17 protein-coding genes are annotated in these 15,735 nt (G+C 67.0%); 6 read left to right on the forward strand and 11 right to left on the reverse strand.

Annotated features, from left to right (window positions below; genetic code table 11):
* Nucleotides 1–30: 30 nt before the first annotated feature.
* Complete coding sequence (locus AC3DE2_RS09655) at nt 31–1,170, forward strand: sensor histidine kinase (protein WP_488426146.1); 1,140 nt, start codon at nt 31–33, stop codon at nt 1,168–1,170.
* On the forward strand, nt 1,167–1,820 hold the full coding sequence (locus tag AC3DE2_RS09660) for a response regulator transcription factor (RefSeq protein ID WP_295376728.1): 654 nt from the start codon (nt 1,167–1,169) through the stop codon (nt 1,818–1,820). The genes AC3DE2_RS09655 and AC3DE2_RS09660 overlap by 4 nt, the downstream gene beginning before the upstream one ends.
* Before the next feature lie 100 nt (nt 1,821–1,920).
* On the opposite strand, the gene AC3DE2_RS09665 is transcribed toward AC3DE2_RS09660, so the two are convergent.
* The gene (locus AC3DE2_RS09665) at nt 1,921–3,156 is read right to left on the reverse strand and encodes an MgtC/SapB family protein (RefSeq protein WP_488426017.1); all 1,236 of its coding nucleotides are present in this window, start codon (nt 3,154–3,156) and stop codon (nt 1,921–1,923) included.
* Nucleotides 3,157–3,241: 85 nt separating this feature from the next.
* Between AC3DE2_RS09665 and AC3DE2_RS09670 the strand changes: the two genes are divergently transcribed.
* Entirely contained in the window at nt 3,242–4,261 is a 1,020-nt protein-coding gene (locus tag AC3DE2_RS09670; RefSeq protein WP_488426018.1) for a class 1 fructose-bisphosphatase, read from the forward strand.
* Between the two features lie 96 nt (nt 4,262–4,357).
* On the opposite strand, the gene AC3DE2_RS09675 is transcribed toward AC3DE2_RS09670, so the two are convergent.
* Nucleotides 4,358–5,434, reverse strand: coding sequence for a PA0069 family radical SAM protein (locus tag AC3DE2_RS09675; RefSeq protein WP_488426020.1), 1,077 nt, complete (start codon nt 5,432–5,434; stop codon nt 4,358–4,360).
* A 57-nt stretch (nt 5,435–5,491) separates the two neighbouring features.
* On the opposite strand from AC3DE2_RS09675, the gene cls reads away from it, so the two are divergent.
* The 3 genes from cls to AC3DE2_RS09690 all read left to right on the forward strand — a co-directional run bounded on the left by cls (nt 5,492) and on the right by AC3DE2_RS09690 (nt 8,081).
* Nucleotides 5,492–6,946: a cardiolipin synthase gene (gene cls, locus AC3DE2_RS09680; RefSeq protein WP_488426021.1), complete on the forward strand. Its 1,455-nt coding sequence runs from the start codon at nt 5,492–5,494 to the stop codon at nt 6,944–6,946.
* A gap of 63 nt (nt 6,947–7,009) precedes the next feature.
* A complete protein-coding gene (locus AC3DE2_RS09685) occupies nt 7,010–7,276 on the forward strand; it encodes a hypothetical protein (protein WP_440471055.1) in 267 nt (88 codons plus the stop codon).
* Between the two features lie 31 nt (nt 7,277–7,307).
* A complete protein-coding gene (locus AC3DE2_RS09690; RefSeq protein WP_488426023.1) occupies nt 7,308–8,081 on the forward strand; it encodes a pyridoxine 5'-phosphate synthase in 774 nt (257 codons plus the stop codon).
* On the opposite strand, the gene AC3DE2_RS09695 is transcribed toward AC3DE2_RS09690, so the two are convergent.
* The 9 genes from AC3DE2_RS09695 to AC3DE2_RS09735 form a co-directional block, all read right to left on the reverse strand.
* Nucleotides 8,078–9,304 (reverse strand): DUF2167 domain-containing protein, encoded by a 1,227-nt coding sequence (locus tag AC3DE2_RS09695; protein WP_488426024.1) that lies wholly within the window; start codon nt 9,302–9,304, stop codon nt 8,078–8,080. The genes AC3DE2_RS09690 and AC3DE2_RS09695 overlap by 4 nt on opposite strands.
* A gap of 193 nt (nt 9,305–9,497) precedes the next feature.
* Complete coding sequence (locus AC3DE2_RS09700; RefSeq protein WP_488426025.1) at nt 9,498–9,896, reverse strand: ExbD/TolR family protein; 399 nt, start codon at nt 9,894–9,896, stop codon at nt 9,498–9,500.
* Nucleotides 9,897–10,167: 271 nt separating this feature from the next.
* On the reverse strand, nt 10,168–10,578 hold the full coding sequence (locus tag AC3DE2_RS09705) for an ExbD/TolR family protein (RefSeq protein ID WP_295376711.1): 411 nt from the start codon (nt 10,576–10,578) through the stop codon (nt 10,168–10,170).
* A 3-nt stretch (nt 10,579–10,581) separates the two neighbouring features.
* Nucleotides 10,582–11,010, reverse strand: coding sequence for an ExbD/TolR family protein (locus tag AC3DE2_RS09710; protein ID WP_295376709.1), 429 nt, complete (start codon nt 11,008–11,010; stop codon nt 10,582–10,584).
* A gap of 52 nt (nt 11,011–11,062) precedes the next feature.
* A complete protein-coding gene (gene exbB / locus AC3DE2_RS09715) occupies nt 11,063–11,824 on the reverse strand; it encodes a TonB-system energizer ExbB (RefSeq protein ID WP_295376708.1) in 762 nt (253 codons plus the stop codon).
* Between the two features lie 79 nt (nt 11,825–11,903).
* Nucleotides 11,904–12,578, reverse strand: a complete 675-nt coding sequence (locus AC3DE2_RS09720) for an energy transducer TonB (protein WP_488426026.1) — start codon at nt 12,576–12,578, stop codon at nt 11,904–11,906.
* Nucleotides 12,579–12,741: 163 nt separating this feature from the next.
* The gene (locus AC3DE2_RS09725) at nt 12,742–13,932 is read right to left on the reverse strand and encodes a tetratricopeptide repeat protein (protein ID WP_295376704.1); all 1,191 of its coding nucleotides are present in this window, start codon (nt 13,930–13,932) and stop codon (nt 12,742–12,744) included.
* Nucleotides 13,933–14,067: 135 nt separating this feature from the next.
* Nucleotides 14,068–14,874, reverse strand: a complete 807-nt coding sequence (locus AC3DE2_RS09730) for a M48 family metallopeptidase (RefSeq protein ID WP_295376702.1) — start codon at nt 14,872–14,874, stop codon at nt 14,068–14,070.
* Nucleotides 14,875–14,950: 76 nt separating this feature from the next.
* Entirely contained in the window at nt 14,951–15,715 is a 765-nt protein-coding gene (locus AC3DE2_RS09735; RefSeq protein WP_295376701.1) for a CPBP family intramembrane glutamic endopeptidase, read from the reverse strand.
* Nucleotides 15,716–15,735: the final 20 nt, after the last annotated feature.

Raw genomic sequence — 15,735 nt, forward strand, 5'->3', positions numbered from 1 at the left:
CTGCCGGAAGTCACGACTTTCACCACGGCCATGGCGCGCGGCGTTCGCGGCAGGCAGCATGTCCGCATGCGCGAACGCCTGAAGCTGCTGCTGCAACCGCTCAACCTGTCCGGTGTCCTGACCTGGGCGGCGGTGATGCTGGCGATGCGCGGCGAAACGGGGGGCCTGGACGGCGCGCGCCTGGGCGCGCTGCTGGCGTTCCTGGCCGCGTTCCTGTTGCTGGATCAGCCCGGCGTCGGCCGGCGCCTGCGCGACGCGCTGCTGTGGCTGCAGCTGCTGCTCGCGCTGGCCATGATCCATCTGGCGCCGCGCACCGGCACCGCGCCGGTCCTGCTGGTGGTGGTGGCCGCCCAGCTGGCGATGACCTGGCGCCCGCTGCACGCGCTGCTGGTGATGCTCGCGGCCAACGCGGTGTTCGGCCTGCTGATGGTCCGCGCCGGGCATGACGCTGCCTGGTTCATGGTGGCGATCTACTCCGGCTTCCAGGCCTTCGCCGCGCTGATCGGCCACTACGCGCGCAGCGCCGAGAACGCGCGGGATCGGCTGGCCCTGGTCAATGCCGACCTGCTCGCCACCCGCGCCCTGCTGGCCGACAGCGCGCGCGACGCCGAACGCCTGCGGGTGGCACGCGAGCTGCACGACGTCGCCGGGCACAAATTGACCGCGATGAAGCTCAACCTGCGCGCGCTCGCCACCGATCCCGCCCTGGCCGAGCGCCCGCAGGTCCGCCTGGGCGAACAGCTGGCCAGCGAGCTGCTCGAGGACATCCGCAACGTGGTGCAGGCGCTGCGCGATTCGCGCGGCCTGGATCTGGAGACCGCGCTGCGTGCGCTGGCCGCGCCGCTACCGCAGCTGCGCATGCAGCTGCGCATCGACGAGGACGCCGTGATCCGCGACCCGCAACTGGCCGAGACCGTGTTGCGGATCGTGCAGGAAGCGATGACCAATGCCGCGCGCCATGCCGGCGCGGCGACGTTGTGGGTCGAACTGCGGCGCGAAGGACCGCGGCTGTGCCTGCGGATCGCCGACGATGGGCAAGCGCCCGCCCTGCTGCGCGAAGGCAACGGACTGGCCGGCATCCGCGAGCGGGTCGCCGCCGCCGGTGGCGACCTGCGCATCGGCCGCGGCGTGGCCGGCAACCTGGAATTGACCGTGGAGTTTCCCTCATGAACGACGCATCCGGATCCGCGATCGTGCGGATCGCGCTGGCCGACGATCAGGCCCTGGTCCGCGCCGGCCTGCGCGCCTTGCTGGACGGTCCGGACGGCATCCGGGTGGCATTCGAGGCCGAGGGCGGAGCCGAACTGCTGGACCGCGTCGCCGCCACGCCGGTGGACGTCATCCTCAGCGATATCCGCATGCCCGGCATGGATGGCATCGAAGCCTTGCAGCAACTGCGCGCGCGCGGCGACCGCACTCCCGTGCTGCTGCTGACCACGTTCGATGACGGGGACCTGCTGCTGCGCGCGGCCGATGCCGGCGCGCAGGGATTCCTGCTCAAGGACGCGGCGCCCGAGGATCTGCGCGCCGCCATCCGCCGTGTCGCCGACGGCGACACCCTGTTGCAACCGGTCTCCACCGAACCGGTGCGCGCACGCTATCGGTTCCACGATGAGACGCCACCCAGCGAGCGCTTCAGCGAACGCGAGGTGGCGATCCTGCGGCTGCTGGCCGGCGGCTATTCCAACAAGGAAATCGCCCGCACGCTGTTCCTGGCCGAAGGCACGGTGAAGAACTACGTCTCCAACATCCTCGACAAGCTCGGCACCCGCGATCGCACCCGCGCGGTCCTCAAGGCGATAACCCTGCGGATCATCTGATTGCTTCCGGGCAGGAGCGACGTCAGTCGCGACCGGTATCGCTCCCCACGCACGGAATGGGTCGCGACTGACGTCGCTCCTGCAAGGGATCTCCGCCCGCTCAGGTCAGCAGCAGCACCGCCAGTCCGGCCGCCAGCGCCGCCAGCAATCCGGCCGCGACGCGCACGCCGTAGGCCGCGCCGCCGCTGATCCAGGCGATCACCGACTTGGTCGCCAGGCTCGCCCCCAGCAAGGCCAGCATCAGCCAGCGCGCCTCGTCATCGCTCAGGCCGCCGCGCGCGAACTGGTTGGCCAGCGTCGCCACCGCCGCATGCAGTTCCGCGGTCGCCGAGATCACCGCCGCCGCCATCGCTCCGCGCGGACCAATCCACGCCGCCAGCGCGGCCGAGACGAAGGTCAGCACGGCCACCACCAACGCGAAACCCAGCGCCTGGCCGAACCGGAACATGCGGCTTTCCGCGGTCGGTGGCGCCGCCGGATCATCACGTCCCGCGCGCAGGCCGAGCAGGCCGCCGACCAGCAGCACCGCGCCGATCGCGGCCAGTTCCGGCCACAGGTCGATGACCAGCGGCGGCGACACCGCCCACAGGATAGGTACGCACAGGCTCAGCGAGGCCAGATTGGACAGCAGCGCCGCCGCCACCGCCGAGGATCGCAGCGCGGGCGTCTCGCGGGCGCGCTGGCCAAAGCCGATCACGGCGGCGGTGGACGACACGTAGCCGGCGAAGAATCCGGCGACGGCCAGGCCCCAGCGGTTGCCGATCAGGCGCAACGCGACGTGGCCCAGCGCGCTGACCGCCATCACCAGCACCACCAGCTTCCACAGGGTCGCCGGGTTGATGGCCTGGAACGGCCCGATCGCCGCGTCCGGCAGGATCGGCAGGATCACCAGCGCCGAAGCCAGCAGCAGCAGGCCATCGAAGACCTCGCGCTCGCTCAGCACCTGGCGGGTCAGCCGGTGCAGCGGCTCCTTGGCGTAGAGCAGCAGGGCGGCGACCACCGCCAGGCCGGTCGCCAGCGGCGGCGACCGCACCGCCAGCGCGCCCAGCAGGGCGGTCAGGAGCAGGGCGATCTCGCTGGTCAGGCCGACATCGTGATCGCGCGTGCCCAGGTACGCCAGGGCCGCCAGCACCCCCACGCCTGCCAGCATCACCAGCAGCACCGGCAGGCCGAGATGGGCGGCGACCGCCGCGCCCAGGGCGGTCAGGGCATGGGTGCGCAGTCCGGCGATGGCGCGCGCCTCGCCGCCGGCGCGCTCGCGGACCAGGCCGATCAACAGGCCCAGGCCCAGCGCCGAAGACAGGGAAAGCCACACCGCCGGGGGCGTCGGAATCACGGAACGTCCTCTGGATTCAAAAATTGGTCTTGCATTGGTCCGCAATGTCCGGACAATGCGCGGTTCTTCCGCCCGCCATCCTGCCATGCCCACACCTGCCGCCCACACCGTCTCCCTCAGCCGCTACCTCATCGAGGAGCAGCGCGCCGGCCGCATCGACGCCGAACTGCGCCAGCTGGTCGCGGTGGTCGCGCGGGCCTGCACCAGCATCTCCATCGCGGTCAGCAAGGGCGCCCTGGGCGGGGTGCTGGGCGACGCCGGCACCGGCAACGTCCAGGGCGAGGCGCAGAAGAAGCTGGACGTGCTGAGCAACGACATCCTGCTGGAGGCCAACGCCTGGGGCGGCCACCTGGCGGCCTGCGCGTCGGAGGAAATGGAGCACAGCCAGCCGATTCCCGACGCCTATCCGCGCGGCGGCTTCCTGCTGCTGTTCGATCCGCTGGACGGCAGTTCCAACATCGACGTCAACGTCTCGGTCGGCACCATCTTCTCAGTGCTGCGCAGCCCCGAGGGCGTGAGCCGGCCGGGCGACGAGCATTTCCTGCAGCCGGGCCGCCACCAGGTCGCCGCCGGCTACTGCATCTACGGTCCCAGCACGATGCTGGTGCTGACCACCGGGCACGGCACCCACGCCTTCACCCTGGATCGGGAGCAGGGCGCGTTCGTGCTGACCCAGCGCGACATGCGCATCCCCGAGGACACCCGCGAGTTCGCCATCAACGTGTCCAACCAGCGCCACTGGGAGCCGGCGATGCAGGCCTACGTGGCCGATCTGCTGGCCGGCAAGGAAGGTCCGCGCGGCAAGGACTTCAACATGCGCTGGATCGCCAGCATGGTCGCCGACGTGCATCGCATCCTCACCCGCGGCGGCATCTTCATCTATCCCTGGGATCGCAAGGATCCCGGCAAGCCGGGCAAGCTGCGGCTGATGTACGAAGCCAATCCGATGGGCCTGCTGGTCGAGCAGGCCGGCGGCGCCGCCAGCACCGGCCGCGAAGCCATCCTCGATCTGCAACCCACCCACCTGCACCAGCGGGTGCCGGTGTTCCTGGGCTCGCGCAACGAAGTGGAAGCGGCGTCGCGCTATCACCGCGACGGCGACTGATTCTGCCTCTTGCGGCAGCGACGTGAGTCGCGATTCGACGCCGGGCCTGGATTCATCCGGTCGCGACTCATGTCGCTCCCACGCCGTGCCGACAGGTCAGAACAGTTCACCCTGAGGCGAAGGTGGCCGCGGCGGCACGAACTTGCCCGTGTCCAGCCCCTGGTGCTTGCGCCGATCGAAGCCCAGCCGCCGGTAAGCGAGATCGAAACGGCGCGCGAGCAGGTCGGCGTAGACGCCCTGGCCACTGAAACGCTTGCCGAAGCGCGCGTCGTAATCCTTGCCGCCACGCAGCTGCTGGATCGTGCTCATGACATGCTCGGCGCGCTGCGGCAGGTGGGTTTGCAGCCAGTCGCGGAACAGCGGCGAGACTTCGTGCGGCAGCCGCAGCAGCACGTAGCCGGCCGAATCGGCGCCGGCATCGCGCGCGGCCTCGAGCACCGCCTCCAGCTCGCTGTCGTTCACCCACGGAATCACCGGCGCGAACATCACCCCGACCGGGATACCGGCCTCGCTCAGGCGGCGCACCGCGCGCAGGCGCGAATGCGGCGCGGACGCGCGCGGTTCCAGCCGCGCGGACAGCTGGTTGTCCAAGGTGGTGATCGAGAAATACACCTGCACCAGGTGGTCGCGCGCCATCGGCGCCAGCAGATCGAGGTCGCGCTCGACCAGCGCGTTCTTGGTGATCAGCGAGAACGGATGCCGGGTTTCGGCCAGCACCTCGATGATGCGCCGGGTCAGGCCCAGCCTGCGCTCGGTCGGCTGGTAGGCGTCGGTATTGATGCCCAACGCGATCGGGCTGCAGCGGTAGCCCGGTTTCGCCAGTTCCCTGCGCAATACCTCCGGCGCGTTGGTCTTGGCGAAGATGCGGGTCTCGAAATCCAGGCCCGGCGACAGGTCCAGATAGGCGTGGCTCGGGCGGGCGAAGCAGTATGAGCACCCGTGCTCGCAGCCGCGATAGGGGTTGAGCGATTGCTGGAACGGGATGTCCGGCGACTGGTTGCGGCTGATGATGCTGCGCGCGCGCTCCTCGGTGACCTGGGTGGCCGGCGCGGATTCGATTTCATCCTCGCGGTCGCGCTCGTGCCAGCCGTCGTCCTCCGCCTGCGCGGTGGTCACGGCGAACCGGCCCGGCAGGTAGCCGGTGGAACCTCGGCCTTTGATCGCATCACCCATCGGCGCAGATTACGCCGGGGCCGTCTCAACGGCGGCGACACCGCATAGAATCCCGCCATGCTGGAAACCCTGCACACCTGGTGGGATGCCTTCCTGTCCATCCCGCATCTGAACCGCTGGCTCACCGCGGCCTGGCTGCTCTACCTGATTCCGCTGTGCGGCTGGATCGTGCTGCAGAAGCGCGAGCCGGTCGCCACCCTCAGCTGGGTGCTTTCGCTGTCACTGCTGCCCTACATCGGCTATCTGATCTACTTCCTGCTCGGTCCGCAGAAGATCAAGCGCCAGCAGTTGCGCCGGCACCAGTCGCGCACCGGCCTGGATACCTACGAGACGTTCTGCCCGGCCGAGGAAGGCTGCGCGGAGCTGGCGATGCTGGCCCAGAGCACCACCGGCTTGCCGCCGTCGACGGCCACGTCGGTGCAGCTGCTGGTGGACGGCTCGGCCACCTACGAGGCCATCCTCGATGCGGTCCGGCAGGCCCGCAACCACATCCACCTCGAGTACTACATCTACAACCCGGATCGCTGCGGCACGCGATTGCTGGAGGCGTTGATCGCCAAGGCGCGGGAAGGGGTGAAAGTGCGCCTGCTGCTGGATGCGGTCGGCTCCTCGAAGGTTGGCCGCCGTTTCCTGCAGCCGCTGCACGACGCCGGCGGCGAAAGCGCCTGGTTCCATCCCACCCGGTTCCGCCCGTTCACCCGCCCCTGGGTCAACCTGCGCACCCACCGCAAGATCGTGGTCATCGATGGCGGCATCGCCTTCACCGGCGGCATCAACATCACCGACGAGGAGGACGAGTCGCTGCGCCCGGATGCCTACCGTGATCTCCACCTGCGAATGGAAGGCGAGGTCGTACGCAGCGTCCAGCAGGTGTTCGTCGAGGACTGGGTCTATGCCACCGGCCAGACGCGCAAGGACTTCCACGGCACCCGCCTGTGGAGCGCGACCGAAACCGGCGTGGAAGGCGGCATCTCCGCGCAGACGCTGGTGTCCGGCCCGGACTCGGCCTGGGAACCGATCCACCGCATGCACGTGGCGGCCATCCACGAAGCCAAGTCGCGTGTCTGGCTGGTGACGCCGTACTTCGTTCCGGGCGAGGCGGCGCGGATGGCGCTGACCTCGGCGGCGCTGGGTGGCCTGGACGTGCGCCTGCTGGTGCCGAAAATGAGCGATTCGCGCCTGGTGACCTACGCCGCGCGTTCCTACTTCGACGAGTTGCTGGCCGCCGGCGTGAAGGTTTACGAGTACGGGCCGCGCATGATGCACAGCAAGGCTTTGCTGTGCGACGACCATCTGGCGCTGATCGGCAGCGCCAATTTCGATCACCGCAGTTTCCGGCTGAATTTCGAGATTTCCATGCTGTTCCGCGACCGCGGACTGGCAGGCCTGCTGGCGCAGTTGCTGGAGGGCGAGTTCGCCGTTTCCGCTCCCGTCCACCTGCAACGCCGGCGCTCGCTGTGGCGGCATCGCCTGCCCGAAGCATTGGCGCGGCTGACGTCCCCGCTGTTGTGATCCGGCGCCGCTTCCGGCCCGGGCCGGGCGTTGTACACTCCCGCCATCCAGGGGAGGACGGTCATGCACTGGCTCTATTTGTTGTTCGCCGTGGGGGCACTGGTGCTGTCCATGCGCACCACCTCGACGGCGCTGATGGTGGTCGGCCTGCTCGCCGCGCTCGGCCTGTTCATCGCATGGATTGTCGGCTGGTATGCCGCGCGGATGGGCGACAGCCAGCGCGACGAGTCCCAGATGATCGATCCGGCCGAGCTGCGCCGCCTGCGCGAACTCGCCGAGGCGCGCAAGCAGGGAACGTTGCCGCCGTCGTCGGGATCGCCGCCCCTGTGAGTCACGCCATCCGCTTCGCAGGGAGGCCGGGATGACCGTCCTGAGCGTTAATGTCAACAAGATCGCCGTGCTGCGCAATTCCCGCGGCGGCGACGAGCCGGACGTGGTTCGCGCGGCGCGCGCCTGCCTGTATGCCGGCGCGCACGGCATCACCGTGCATCCGCGCCCCGACCAGCGTCATATCCGCGCCGACGATGTGCACGGCCTGGCCGAACTCACCCGTGGCAGCCAGGTGGAACTGAACCTGGAAGGCAATCCGTTCGCGCCGCCGCGCGAGGGCTATCCCGGTTTCCTCGCCCTGTGCGAGCAGGCCCGGCCGGCGCAGGCGACACTGGTGCCGGACAGCGACGGCCAGATCACCTCGGATCACGGCTTCGATTTCGATCGCGACGCCGATCGTCTGGCTCCCCTGATCGCCGAGCTGAAATCCTACGGCTGCCGGGTCAGCGTGTTCGTCGATGCCGGCTGCCCTTCACTGGAAAAGGCCGCCGCCATCGGCGCCGACCGCATCGAGATCTACACCGGCCCGTTTGCCGAGGCGATGGCCGCCGGCGACGCGGACGCGGAACTGGGCCGCTGCATCCAGACCGCCCGCCATGCCCGCTCGCTCGGCATGGGCGTCAATGCCGGCCACGATCTCAGCCAGGCCAACCTGCAGGAATTCCTGGAAGCCGTTCCCGGCGTGCTGGAAGTCTCCATCGGCCACGCCCTGATCGGCGAAGCCCTGTACGCCGGCCTGCATCGCACGGTGCAGAACTATCTGGCCATCCTGGAGTCGGTTCGGGCGGGACAAGCGACAGGCTAGTTCCCGCGTTCGCGTTCGCTGGCTGGAGTCCCGCTCGAAGCAGCATCGATGGCGGACGCATCGTTCGATGTTTCTTCCGGAATCCCGTCCGTCGCAGGTCCGGAACTGGCCGCGGGCGTTTGCCGCTTGGCCAGCAGCACGGTGGCCACCAGCAACAGGATGGGCCCAACCCGCAACAGGAATTTTCCCCAGGGAAATCCCGATGACGAGGCATGGACCGTGTTCATCGCGTAGACGGCTTGTTGCATGGCGGGGCTGGGGCCGCCGCTGATGAGGTCGATGACGCTGGTCTGGGCCGCCTGAACCCCGAGTCCGGCATCGGCATAGTCCTCTCCCGGCACGAAAGAGAAGCTGTCCGCCAGGGTCCGGCCAGTTTCCAGGATCGTCTCCGCATCCTGTTCGAAACTGCTCGTGATCGGAATCAGGGTCAATGCCCACGTCCGACCAAAGCGGACCACTTTGTGGATCTCGTACGGTGGATGCGGAACCGTGCTCGCCCAGCTCAGCAGATGACGGCCCGCGTCGTAGCGCGGTTCGGCAAGCCAGCGGGCGACAAAGCCGGTGCCCTGGCCCTGTAGTGTGTGGATGTCGAACGGATTGCGGTAATGCTCGGTGATTGCGGCAAGCGCACTGGCCGGTTCCACCTTGAGTGCGTCGCTGTCGTAATGGCCTGTCTCCGTCACCTGGAGGGCCACGATCCAGTGATCCTCTTCAGATGCCAGTATCGGGCCAACCGGCACCTTTTCACCCAGAACCTTCCCCAGCGTCTCCACATCCGCGGCGGCGAGGAATTGCCAGCCCCGCGGCAGACGCAGCCGGATCGGCCCTTCCACCACAATCTCATCCTGCCCACGTTTCCACGGCGCGTTCCGGAAGGCTTCCTCGACGGCCTTTTCCCGCCGCCATTCTTCCAGGCGCGCCGCGACTTCGGCGGGCAGGTCCCGCGTCTTGCCGTCACGCTCGGCCTGGTCGATGACTTGGAGATAGAGATCGTCGTCAAAGCGCATGCCCCACGCCGGCGCCAGATTGGCGAAGGGCCCCGTGAGGATCTCGTTTTCCTTTTCCAGTGCTTCTTCCAGCGTCATCGGACGCTCCGCGACAGCGCTTGGCACCCGGGGACCGGCCTGGGCGTGCAGCGCCCAGGCGAAAAGGCTGGCAACCAGCAAACTGCTGATGGTCAGCGATGGCGATTGCGCGAATGCGTATCGTTGGCGTGAGCGCATGTCGGTCGGCTTCCGGGGAGGAAAGCGGCCGAGCATAGACAGCGAAGCAGGAAATGCCCCTAGGAAAGCTCCGAGATATGCCAACGCGCATCTGGATGCGGATACATCGGCAAGCCTCGAACACGGCCATCCCGGCGGCCCTGTTCGGACGGATGCCCGTCATCGATGACGGGCGATCCGCATCGGTGCCGAGTCAGTGCTCGCGCCAGCTGACCTGCTGGATGCCGCTGGCCCGTACCTGCGCCAGCGCGGTGACGACTTGCTGGTAATCGGCGTCCGGCGACGCGTGCAGGGTCAACACGGCCTTGGGGTCACTGCGCAGGGCGTCGTCCAGGCGGACCCGAAGATCCGCCGCCGACAGCGGGCGATCATCCAGGCTCAGGCTGCCATCCGCGGCGACGTCCAGGCTGAGGATCAGGGGCTTGGCCTGCTCGATGGGCGGGGTGGCTTGCGGCAGGGCGAGGTCCAGCGGCCGCGAGAGCAACGGCGCCGTCACCATGAAGATGATCAGCAGGACCAGCATGACGTCGACCAGCGGGGTGACATTCATCTCCGCCAGGGCGGAGGGACGTGCGGTTGCGGAGAAAGCCATGGGTTGCTCCTTTCGCGTCGGGTCGCAATCCACGCTACGCCTGGCCGCAGGGCGTGGCAAGAGGGGTGGGTCCGCCTGTAGGAGCGACGTCCGTCGCGACCGGGAGTTCACCGCCCTGGTGGCTGTTTGCCTGCATATGCCACCACGGCCGCGCGTGGTCAGATCGCACGGCCAGGTCCTGCGGTCGCGACTGACGCCGCTCCTGCATGGAACAGCGCGCAAAAAAAACGCCGCCCGAAGGCGGCGTTCAACAGGTTTGCGTCTATGCGTGTTACTGCACGAAACCGATTTTCAGCATCTGTGCGTTCTTGGCCGCGGCCAGTACTTTCGCCATCACGTCGTACTGGGCGTCCGGGTTCGCGTCGATGCGCAGTTCCGGCTGGTTGGTCGGATCACGCTGGATCTCCTGCTCCATGCGCTGCTGCAGATCGCGCACGTTGACAGGCGAGTTGTTCCAGTAAACCGAGCCACCCGCATCGATGCGCAGATCGATCGGCGGCGGCGGTTCCTTCAACTGCGGCGGCGGGTTGATCACGCGCTGCGGCAGGGCCACGTCGATCGGATACGTCATGATCGGTGCGGTCACGATGAAGATGATCAGGAGCACCAGCATCACGTCCACGAGGGGCGTGACGTTGATGTCGGCCATCGGGCCCTTGCTTCCACCACTACTGAATGCCATGGCTCATTGCCCCTTTTCTTTGGTGGCGACGTAGCCGATGTCCAGCATGCCCTGGCCCTGCGCGATCTTCGTCACCTCGTTGATCGTGCGCATCTTGGTGGTGCGATCACCACGCAGATTGAGCTTGGGCTGCGGCTGCAGCTGGGCGGTACTGGACAGGCGCGATTCCAGGATTTCCTTGCTGATCGGTTCGTCGTTCCAATACAGCGAGCCATCCTCCTTCACCGAAACGGTGATGGGCGGAACCGGCGGAGCCTTCTTGTCGTCTTCACTCTGCACGAGGTTTGCCTCGGGCAGTTCGATCTTCACCTTATGCGACATCAGCGGCGCGGTGATGATGAAGATGATCAGCAGCACCAACATCACGTCCACGAGGGGCGTGACGTTGATTTCGGCCATCGGGCCACTGCTATTGCCACTACTGAAAGCCATTTTCGGGCTCCGTCAATGCTTGTCGATATGCGGGGGACTACTGCTGCCGGGCTTAGCGGACGCGCGAGCCGGTGGCGAAGAAGTCGTGCAGATCGTGGGCGAACGTATCGAACTTGGAGATGGTCGAGCTGTTCGTCTTGCTGAAGAAGTTGTAGGCGAACACGGCCGGGATCGCGACGAACAAACCGATGGCGGTCATGATCAGCGCTTCACCCACCGGGCCGGCAACGGCGTCGATCGAAGCCTGGCCGGTGGCGCCGATGCGGATCAGGGCGCCGTAGATGCCCCACACCGTACCCAGCAGACCCACGAACGGGGCGGTCGCGCCGACGGTGGCGAGCAGGGTCATGCCGCTCTGGAGCTTGGCGCTCTCGCGGGTGACGGCCTGGCGCAGGGCGCGGTCGACGAATTCGGAACGGCTCAGGGCTTCACCCAGACCGGTGCTGGAACCTTCGGCACGCTGGTGGTGGGCGGCAGCCTGGGCGGCGTCCAGGGCGATCTTGGAGAACGGCTCGTTCTTCGGCTGTTCTTCCATCAGGCGGATGGCGTCCTGCGCGTTCGGGGTTTCCCAGAAGGTGCTGACGACGCGGTCGGCCTGGCCCTTCAGGCGCACGCTCTTGAGCGAATTGATGACGGTCCAGTACCAGGACATGGCCGACATGGCGACCAGGATGAGCAGCACTGCCCAGGAGACGGCGTACTCGCCGGGCTTTTGCACCATTTCGGTGATCAGGTGCTCGAAGCCCATGTTGGTGAGGGCACTCGCGGCGTTGTTGCCCCCGGCTGCGGCGGCGATGATGGTTTCCTGCAGCATGACGCTTACCTTTATTTAAGTGTGTTGATTGAGGGTGTTGCGGGTGACGAAACGGATGGGGTAACTCGGAGGGGTGGCGTCAGCCACCCATCTTGAAGTCGACCGGAACGCGGACGCGACCGGCGGCCTTCTGGCCGTTGACCACGGATGGATTGAAACGCCACTTGCGGGCGGCTTCCATCGCGGCGCGATCCAGATCGCGGTTGCGGCTGGACTTCTCGACGGAGACGTTGGTGACGTTACCGCTGGCGTCCACGTCGATGATCAGGATGACCGTGCCTTCGATGCCGGCGCGGGCGGCCGACGGCGGGTAACGCGGCGGGTTCATGTTCTTGGACGAGATGTCCACGCTGGCGCCGATGTCGGCGACCGGGGCCGGCGGTGCGGGCGGAGCCGGCGGCTGGTAGACGTCGGTCGGGCGCGGGTCGGACACTTCGACCGGCGGCGCTTCGGGCGGCGGCGGCAGCGGCGTCTGCTTCGGCGGCGCCAGGTTCTTGACCGGCGGCGGCGGCGTGTCCTGCTTGGGCGGCGGCGGCGGCGGCGGTGGCGGCGGTGGCGGAGCGTCAACGATCACCACGGAGGTCCGTTGCGTTTCTTCCTTCTCCGCCGGCGGGGCGACCGCAGGAATGAGCAGCAGCAGCAGCGCGGCCGCGTGCAACGCGATCACGAAGGCTATGCCGATGATACGGGGCCAGTTGAGGCCCTTGTCCTCTTCTTCTTCCCGGTACCGATTGATGACCAGTTGTTCAGCCATGCGCCAATGAACTCAAGGTTGGTGCGGGACGTCGGAACGTCCGCGTCGTATTAGGTTCCCCCCACCTGACTTTTGGCAGGGGGAACTCCCAGCTTATACCATTCCGTGGTGCCAAAACCATCGTTTTTTCGATGTTTCTGGCCGTCCGAATATTGGTTTCCCGTTAGGGCAGGGCCAAGATCTTCTTGGCGTCCTCGGGCTTCTTCAGCCCCTTGTCCAACGCGGACTTGGCGGCCTGCTTGGCCTCCGGAATCCGGTCTTCCTGCCACAGGACGCGCGCCAGGTTCAGGTAGGTTTCGCCATTGGGCGACTGCGGCGCGGCCTTTTTCCAGGCCTCGATGGCCTGCGGGATCTGCTCGGAGTAGTAGTAGGACTGGGCCAAGGCCAGCTGGGCCTGGTAGTCGTCCTTCAGGATGCCCTTCTGCAGGCCCTCGTTGATCACCGAGATGACGTCCTTCTCACGGCCGTCCATGTTGGCGTACATGCTGTACAGCTGGCGGTACTCGCGATCATCGGTGAGCTGGCCGGAAGCGCGCAGCTTCTCCAGCACGCCGGCGGCCTGGTCGGTCTTGTCGGCCTGCAGGTAGACCGAGGCAAGGTTCATTTGCGCCTTCTTGTCGGCCGGGTTCTTGGTGGCGATCTGTTCGGCCAGCTTGACGGCGGCATCATTCTGGCCGGCCTCGGCGTAGCTGGCCATGAGCAACTGCATCCACTCGTTCTTCGGTTCCGGCGAGGCTTCGATGGCCTGCTTCAGGAACGGAATCGCATCGGCGTAGCGCTCGGCGCGGTACAGGACGTTGCCCTTGACGATCAATTCCTCCGGCTTCTGCGACTTGGTCTCGGCGAAGAACTTGTCCATCGTCGCCAGCGCTTCGGTGTACTGGTCATCCTGCATCTGCAGCTGGGCCAGGAAGAACATCGTCTGGTAATGGTTGTTGTTGTCCAGTCCGTTGAACTCCAGGACCTTGTTTGCATACTCCTTGGCCAGCTTGGAATCGTCCTTGCCATAGGCGGCCTGCGAACCGATCTGCGCGGCGACCGACTTGTCGTAGGCGTTGGCCTTGTCACTGGCGATGATCTCGTTGGCGAGCGTCATCGTCTCGTCTTCGTTGTTTTCCTTGTCGTAGGCCTTGAACAGCTTGTTGAGCTGGTTCTGCATCTTGGCCGACGCTTTTTCCTTCGGCTCCTGGCGGGTCGCCTCGGGATACTTGATCTCGACCTTTTCCTTCTTCTGCCGGCGCATCGAACTGTCATCGCGGTTCATCTGGGCCACGGCATCGGCGGCGACCCCGGCGCCAAGCAGGCCGATGATGGCAAGGGACAGCAGGGCGTGTTTGGACTTGCGATGCAGCATGGGGGTCACCTCGAAGCGAACGGCAGAAGTCTGTTGGGGGGCGGTCGGATCCTTCCGGGGCCGGAAAAGCTATCAGAAACTCCAGTGAAACAGGTAAGGTTTTTGTTGCTGCATGGCAGCAATACGGGGGCGATCTCAGCCGCAGCGAGGGGTGTTTCCCGCCTTGCGGGCGGCCTCGTAGGTGGGCACCAGGGCAGGAGCATCGCGCTGGAGTTCGCGGATCCGGTTGGTCGGGTCGGGGTGGGTGGACAGCCATTGTGGCGGACGGCCGCCGCCTGCGGCCATCATGTTTTCCCACAGGTTGACCGCCTGGCGCGGGTCGAAACCGGCCTGGGCCATCAGGCGCTGGCCGACCACGTCCGCCTCGCTCTCCTGGGTTCGAGAATTGGGCAGCAGGATCAGGCCCTGGGCCCCGAGGCTGCCGAACTGGCTGACCGCATCCATGCCGGTCTGGCCGTACTTGGCGCCGGCCAGCGCGCCCAGGATGCTCAGTCCGGTCTGGGTGCCCATCTGGCGGGTGATACGCTCCTCGTGATGGCGGCTGATGACATGGCCGATTTCATGGCCCAGCACCGCGGCCAGCTGATCCTGGTTCCTGGCCACCGTGAAAATGCCGGTGTTCACGCCCACCTTGCCGCCGGGCAGGGCGAACGCGTTGGGTTCCTTGTCCACGAACACCGCGGTTTCCCAGGCGACGGCGCGCTGCTGGGGCGGCAGCTGGCGCACCAGGGCGTTGACCACGCAGGTGACGTAGGCGTTCTGCTTCGCATCGCGGTTGGCGGGCTCCTTGGCCTTGGTTTCGGCGAAGGCCTGCGCGCCCAACTGGTCCAGTTGCTGCTGCGAAATGCCGCCGACCACCTGGGTGCGTCCGGTGGGCGAGGTGGTGGTGGCGCAGGCGACCAGCAGCGCCGCGACGGCGGCGGCAAGCAACCAGGGTTTCATGACGGCGCTCTCCAGCACGGAATCGCGTTTAGTGTCGGCAAGACCGTCTTAACATTCCGTCAACCGGACGCCGCCGTCAGCCCCCGGCCAGCTGCAGCACGCCCAGCGCCAGGGCGTTGTTCAGCGCATGGGCCGCAATCGGCGCCCACAGGGTACCGGTGCGGCGGTACAGCCAGGCGAAAGCGACGCCCATGCCGGTGTACACCGCCAGCAGCAGGGCGGTGGCCCCCGCGGTGTTGCCGTTGAGCCCGGGCGCCTCGTGGGCGAGGGCAAAGACCAGGCCACTGAGCAGCATGCCCAGCAGCGGATAACCTGCCTGCCAGAGGCCGCCGAACAGTACCCGGCGGAACAGAAGTTCCTCGTACAGCGGCGCCAGCAGGACCGCGAACACCACCGTGAAAACCGGCGTGGTGCTGGTCAGTTCCTGGATGGGAGCAAGGTTGCTGGGATTCGGCGGGGTGCCCATGCGCTCGCCCAACCAGGTGGCGACGCTGCTGGACAGGAATGTCAGCAGCGCCACGCCCGCTACCGCGACCCAGGTGCCCATCCTGCGCGCAGCCACTTGCGAGTGTTGACGTTCCAGCGCACTGGCCGGTCGTCGCCAGAAATACAGCAGCAGCGCGGCGCTGCCCATCGAGAACAGCGCGATCAGGATCTGCGCGAGCGCGCCCGGTTGCGCCAGTCCCGCCAGTATCTCGGCCTCTTCCGCACCGCTTGCCGCCAGCTGGATGGCATGTCCGATGCCCCAGACGATACCCGCCCCCATCATCAGCGCGAAGGTGATGGCGAAGGCGAGCGCGGTATCGATGCCAAAACCGGCCAGCGCCGAACGCAATCGCATGGGCGGCACTGGCGGGGGTC

The organism is Pseudoxanthomonas sp. 68-E7 (genome assembly GCF_057773145.1).

Bases quoted from the DNA above. Each gene is read 5' to 3' on its own strand.
- AC3DE2_RS09730 (WP_295376702.1), bottom strand. From the start codon at position 14,874: ATGAAACCCTGGTTGCTTGCCGCCGCCGTCGCGGCGCTGCTGGTCGCC.
- AC3DE2_RS09675 (WP_488426020.1), bottom strand. From the start codon at position 5,434: ATGGGTGATGCGATCAAAGGCCGAGGTTCCACCGGCTACCTGCCGGGC.
- AC3DE2_RS09700 (WP_488426025.1), bottom strand. From the start codon at position 9,896: ATGGCTTTCTCCGCAACCGCACGTCCCTCCGCCCTGGCGGAGATGAAT.
- exbB (WP_295376708.1), bottom strand. From the start codon at position 11,824: ATGCTGCAGGAAACCATCATCGCCGCCGCAGCCGGGGGCAACAACGCC.
- AC3DE2_RS09735 (WP_295376701.1), bottom strand. From the start codon at position 15,715: ATGCGATTGCGTTCGGCGCTGGCCGGTTTTGGCATCGATACCGCGCTC.
- AC3DE2_RS09655 (WP_488426146.1), top strand. From the start codon at position 31: ATGGCGCGCGGCGTTCGCGGCAGGCAGCATGTCCGCATGCGCGAACGC.
- AC3DE2_RS09710 (WP_295376709.1), bottom strand. From the start codon at position 11,010: ATGGCTTTCAGTAGTGGCAATAGCAGTGGCCCGATGGCCGAAATCAAC.
- AC3DE2_RS09685 (WP_440471055.1), top strand. From the start codon at position 7,010: ATGCACTGGCTCTATTTGTTGTTCGCCGTGGGGGCACTGGTGCTGTCC.
- AC3DE2_RS09720 (WP_488426026.1), bottom strand. From the start codon at position 12,578: ATGGCTGAACAACTGGTCATCAATCGGTACCGGGAAGAAGAAGAGGAC.
- AC3DE2_RS09705 (WP_295376711.1), bottom strand. From the start codon at position 10,578: ATGGCATTCAGTAGTGGTGGAAGCAAGGGCCCGATGGCCGACATCAAC.
- AC3DE2_RS09660 (WP_295376728.1), top strand. From the start codon at position 1,167: ATGAACGACGCATCCGGATCCGCGATCGTGCGGATCGCGCTGGCCGAC.
- cls (WP_488426021.1), top strand. From the start codon at position 5,492: ATGCTGGAAACCCTGCACACCTGGTGGGATGCCTTCCTGTCCATCCCG.
- AC3DE2_RS09725 (WP_295376704.1), bottom strand. From the start codon at position 13,932: ATGCTGCATCGCAAGTCCAAACACGCCCTGCTGTCCCTTGCCATCATC.
- AC3DE2_RS09695 (WP_488426024.1), bottom strand. From the start codon at position 9,304: ATGCGCTCACGCCAACGATACGCATTCGCGCAATCGCCATCGCTGACC.
- AC3DE2_RS09690 (WP_488426023.1), top strand. From the start codon at position 7,308: ATGACCGTCCTGAGCGTTAATGTCAACAAGATCGCCGTGCTGCGCAAT.
- AC3DE2_RS09670 (WP_488426018.1), top strand. From the start codon at position 3,242: ATGCCCACACCTGCCGCCCACACCGTCTCCCTCAGCCGCTACCTCATC.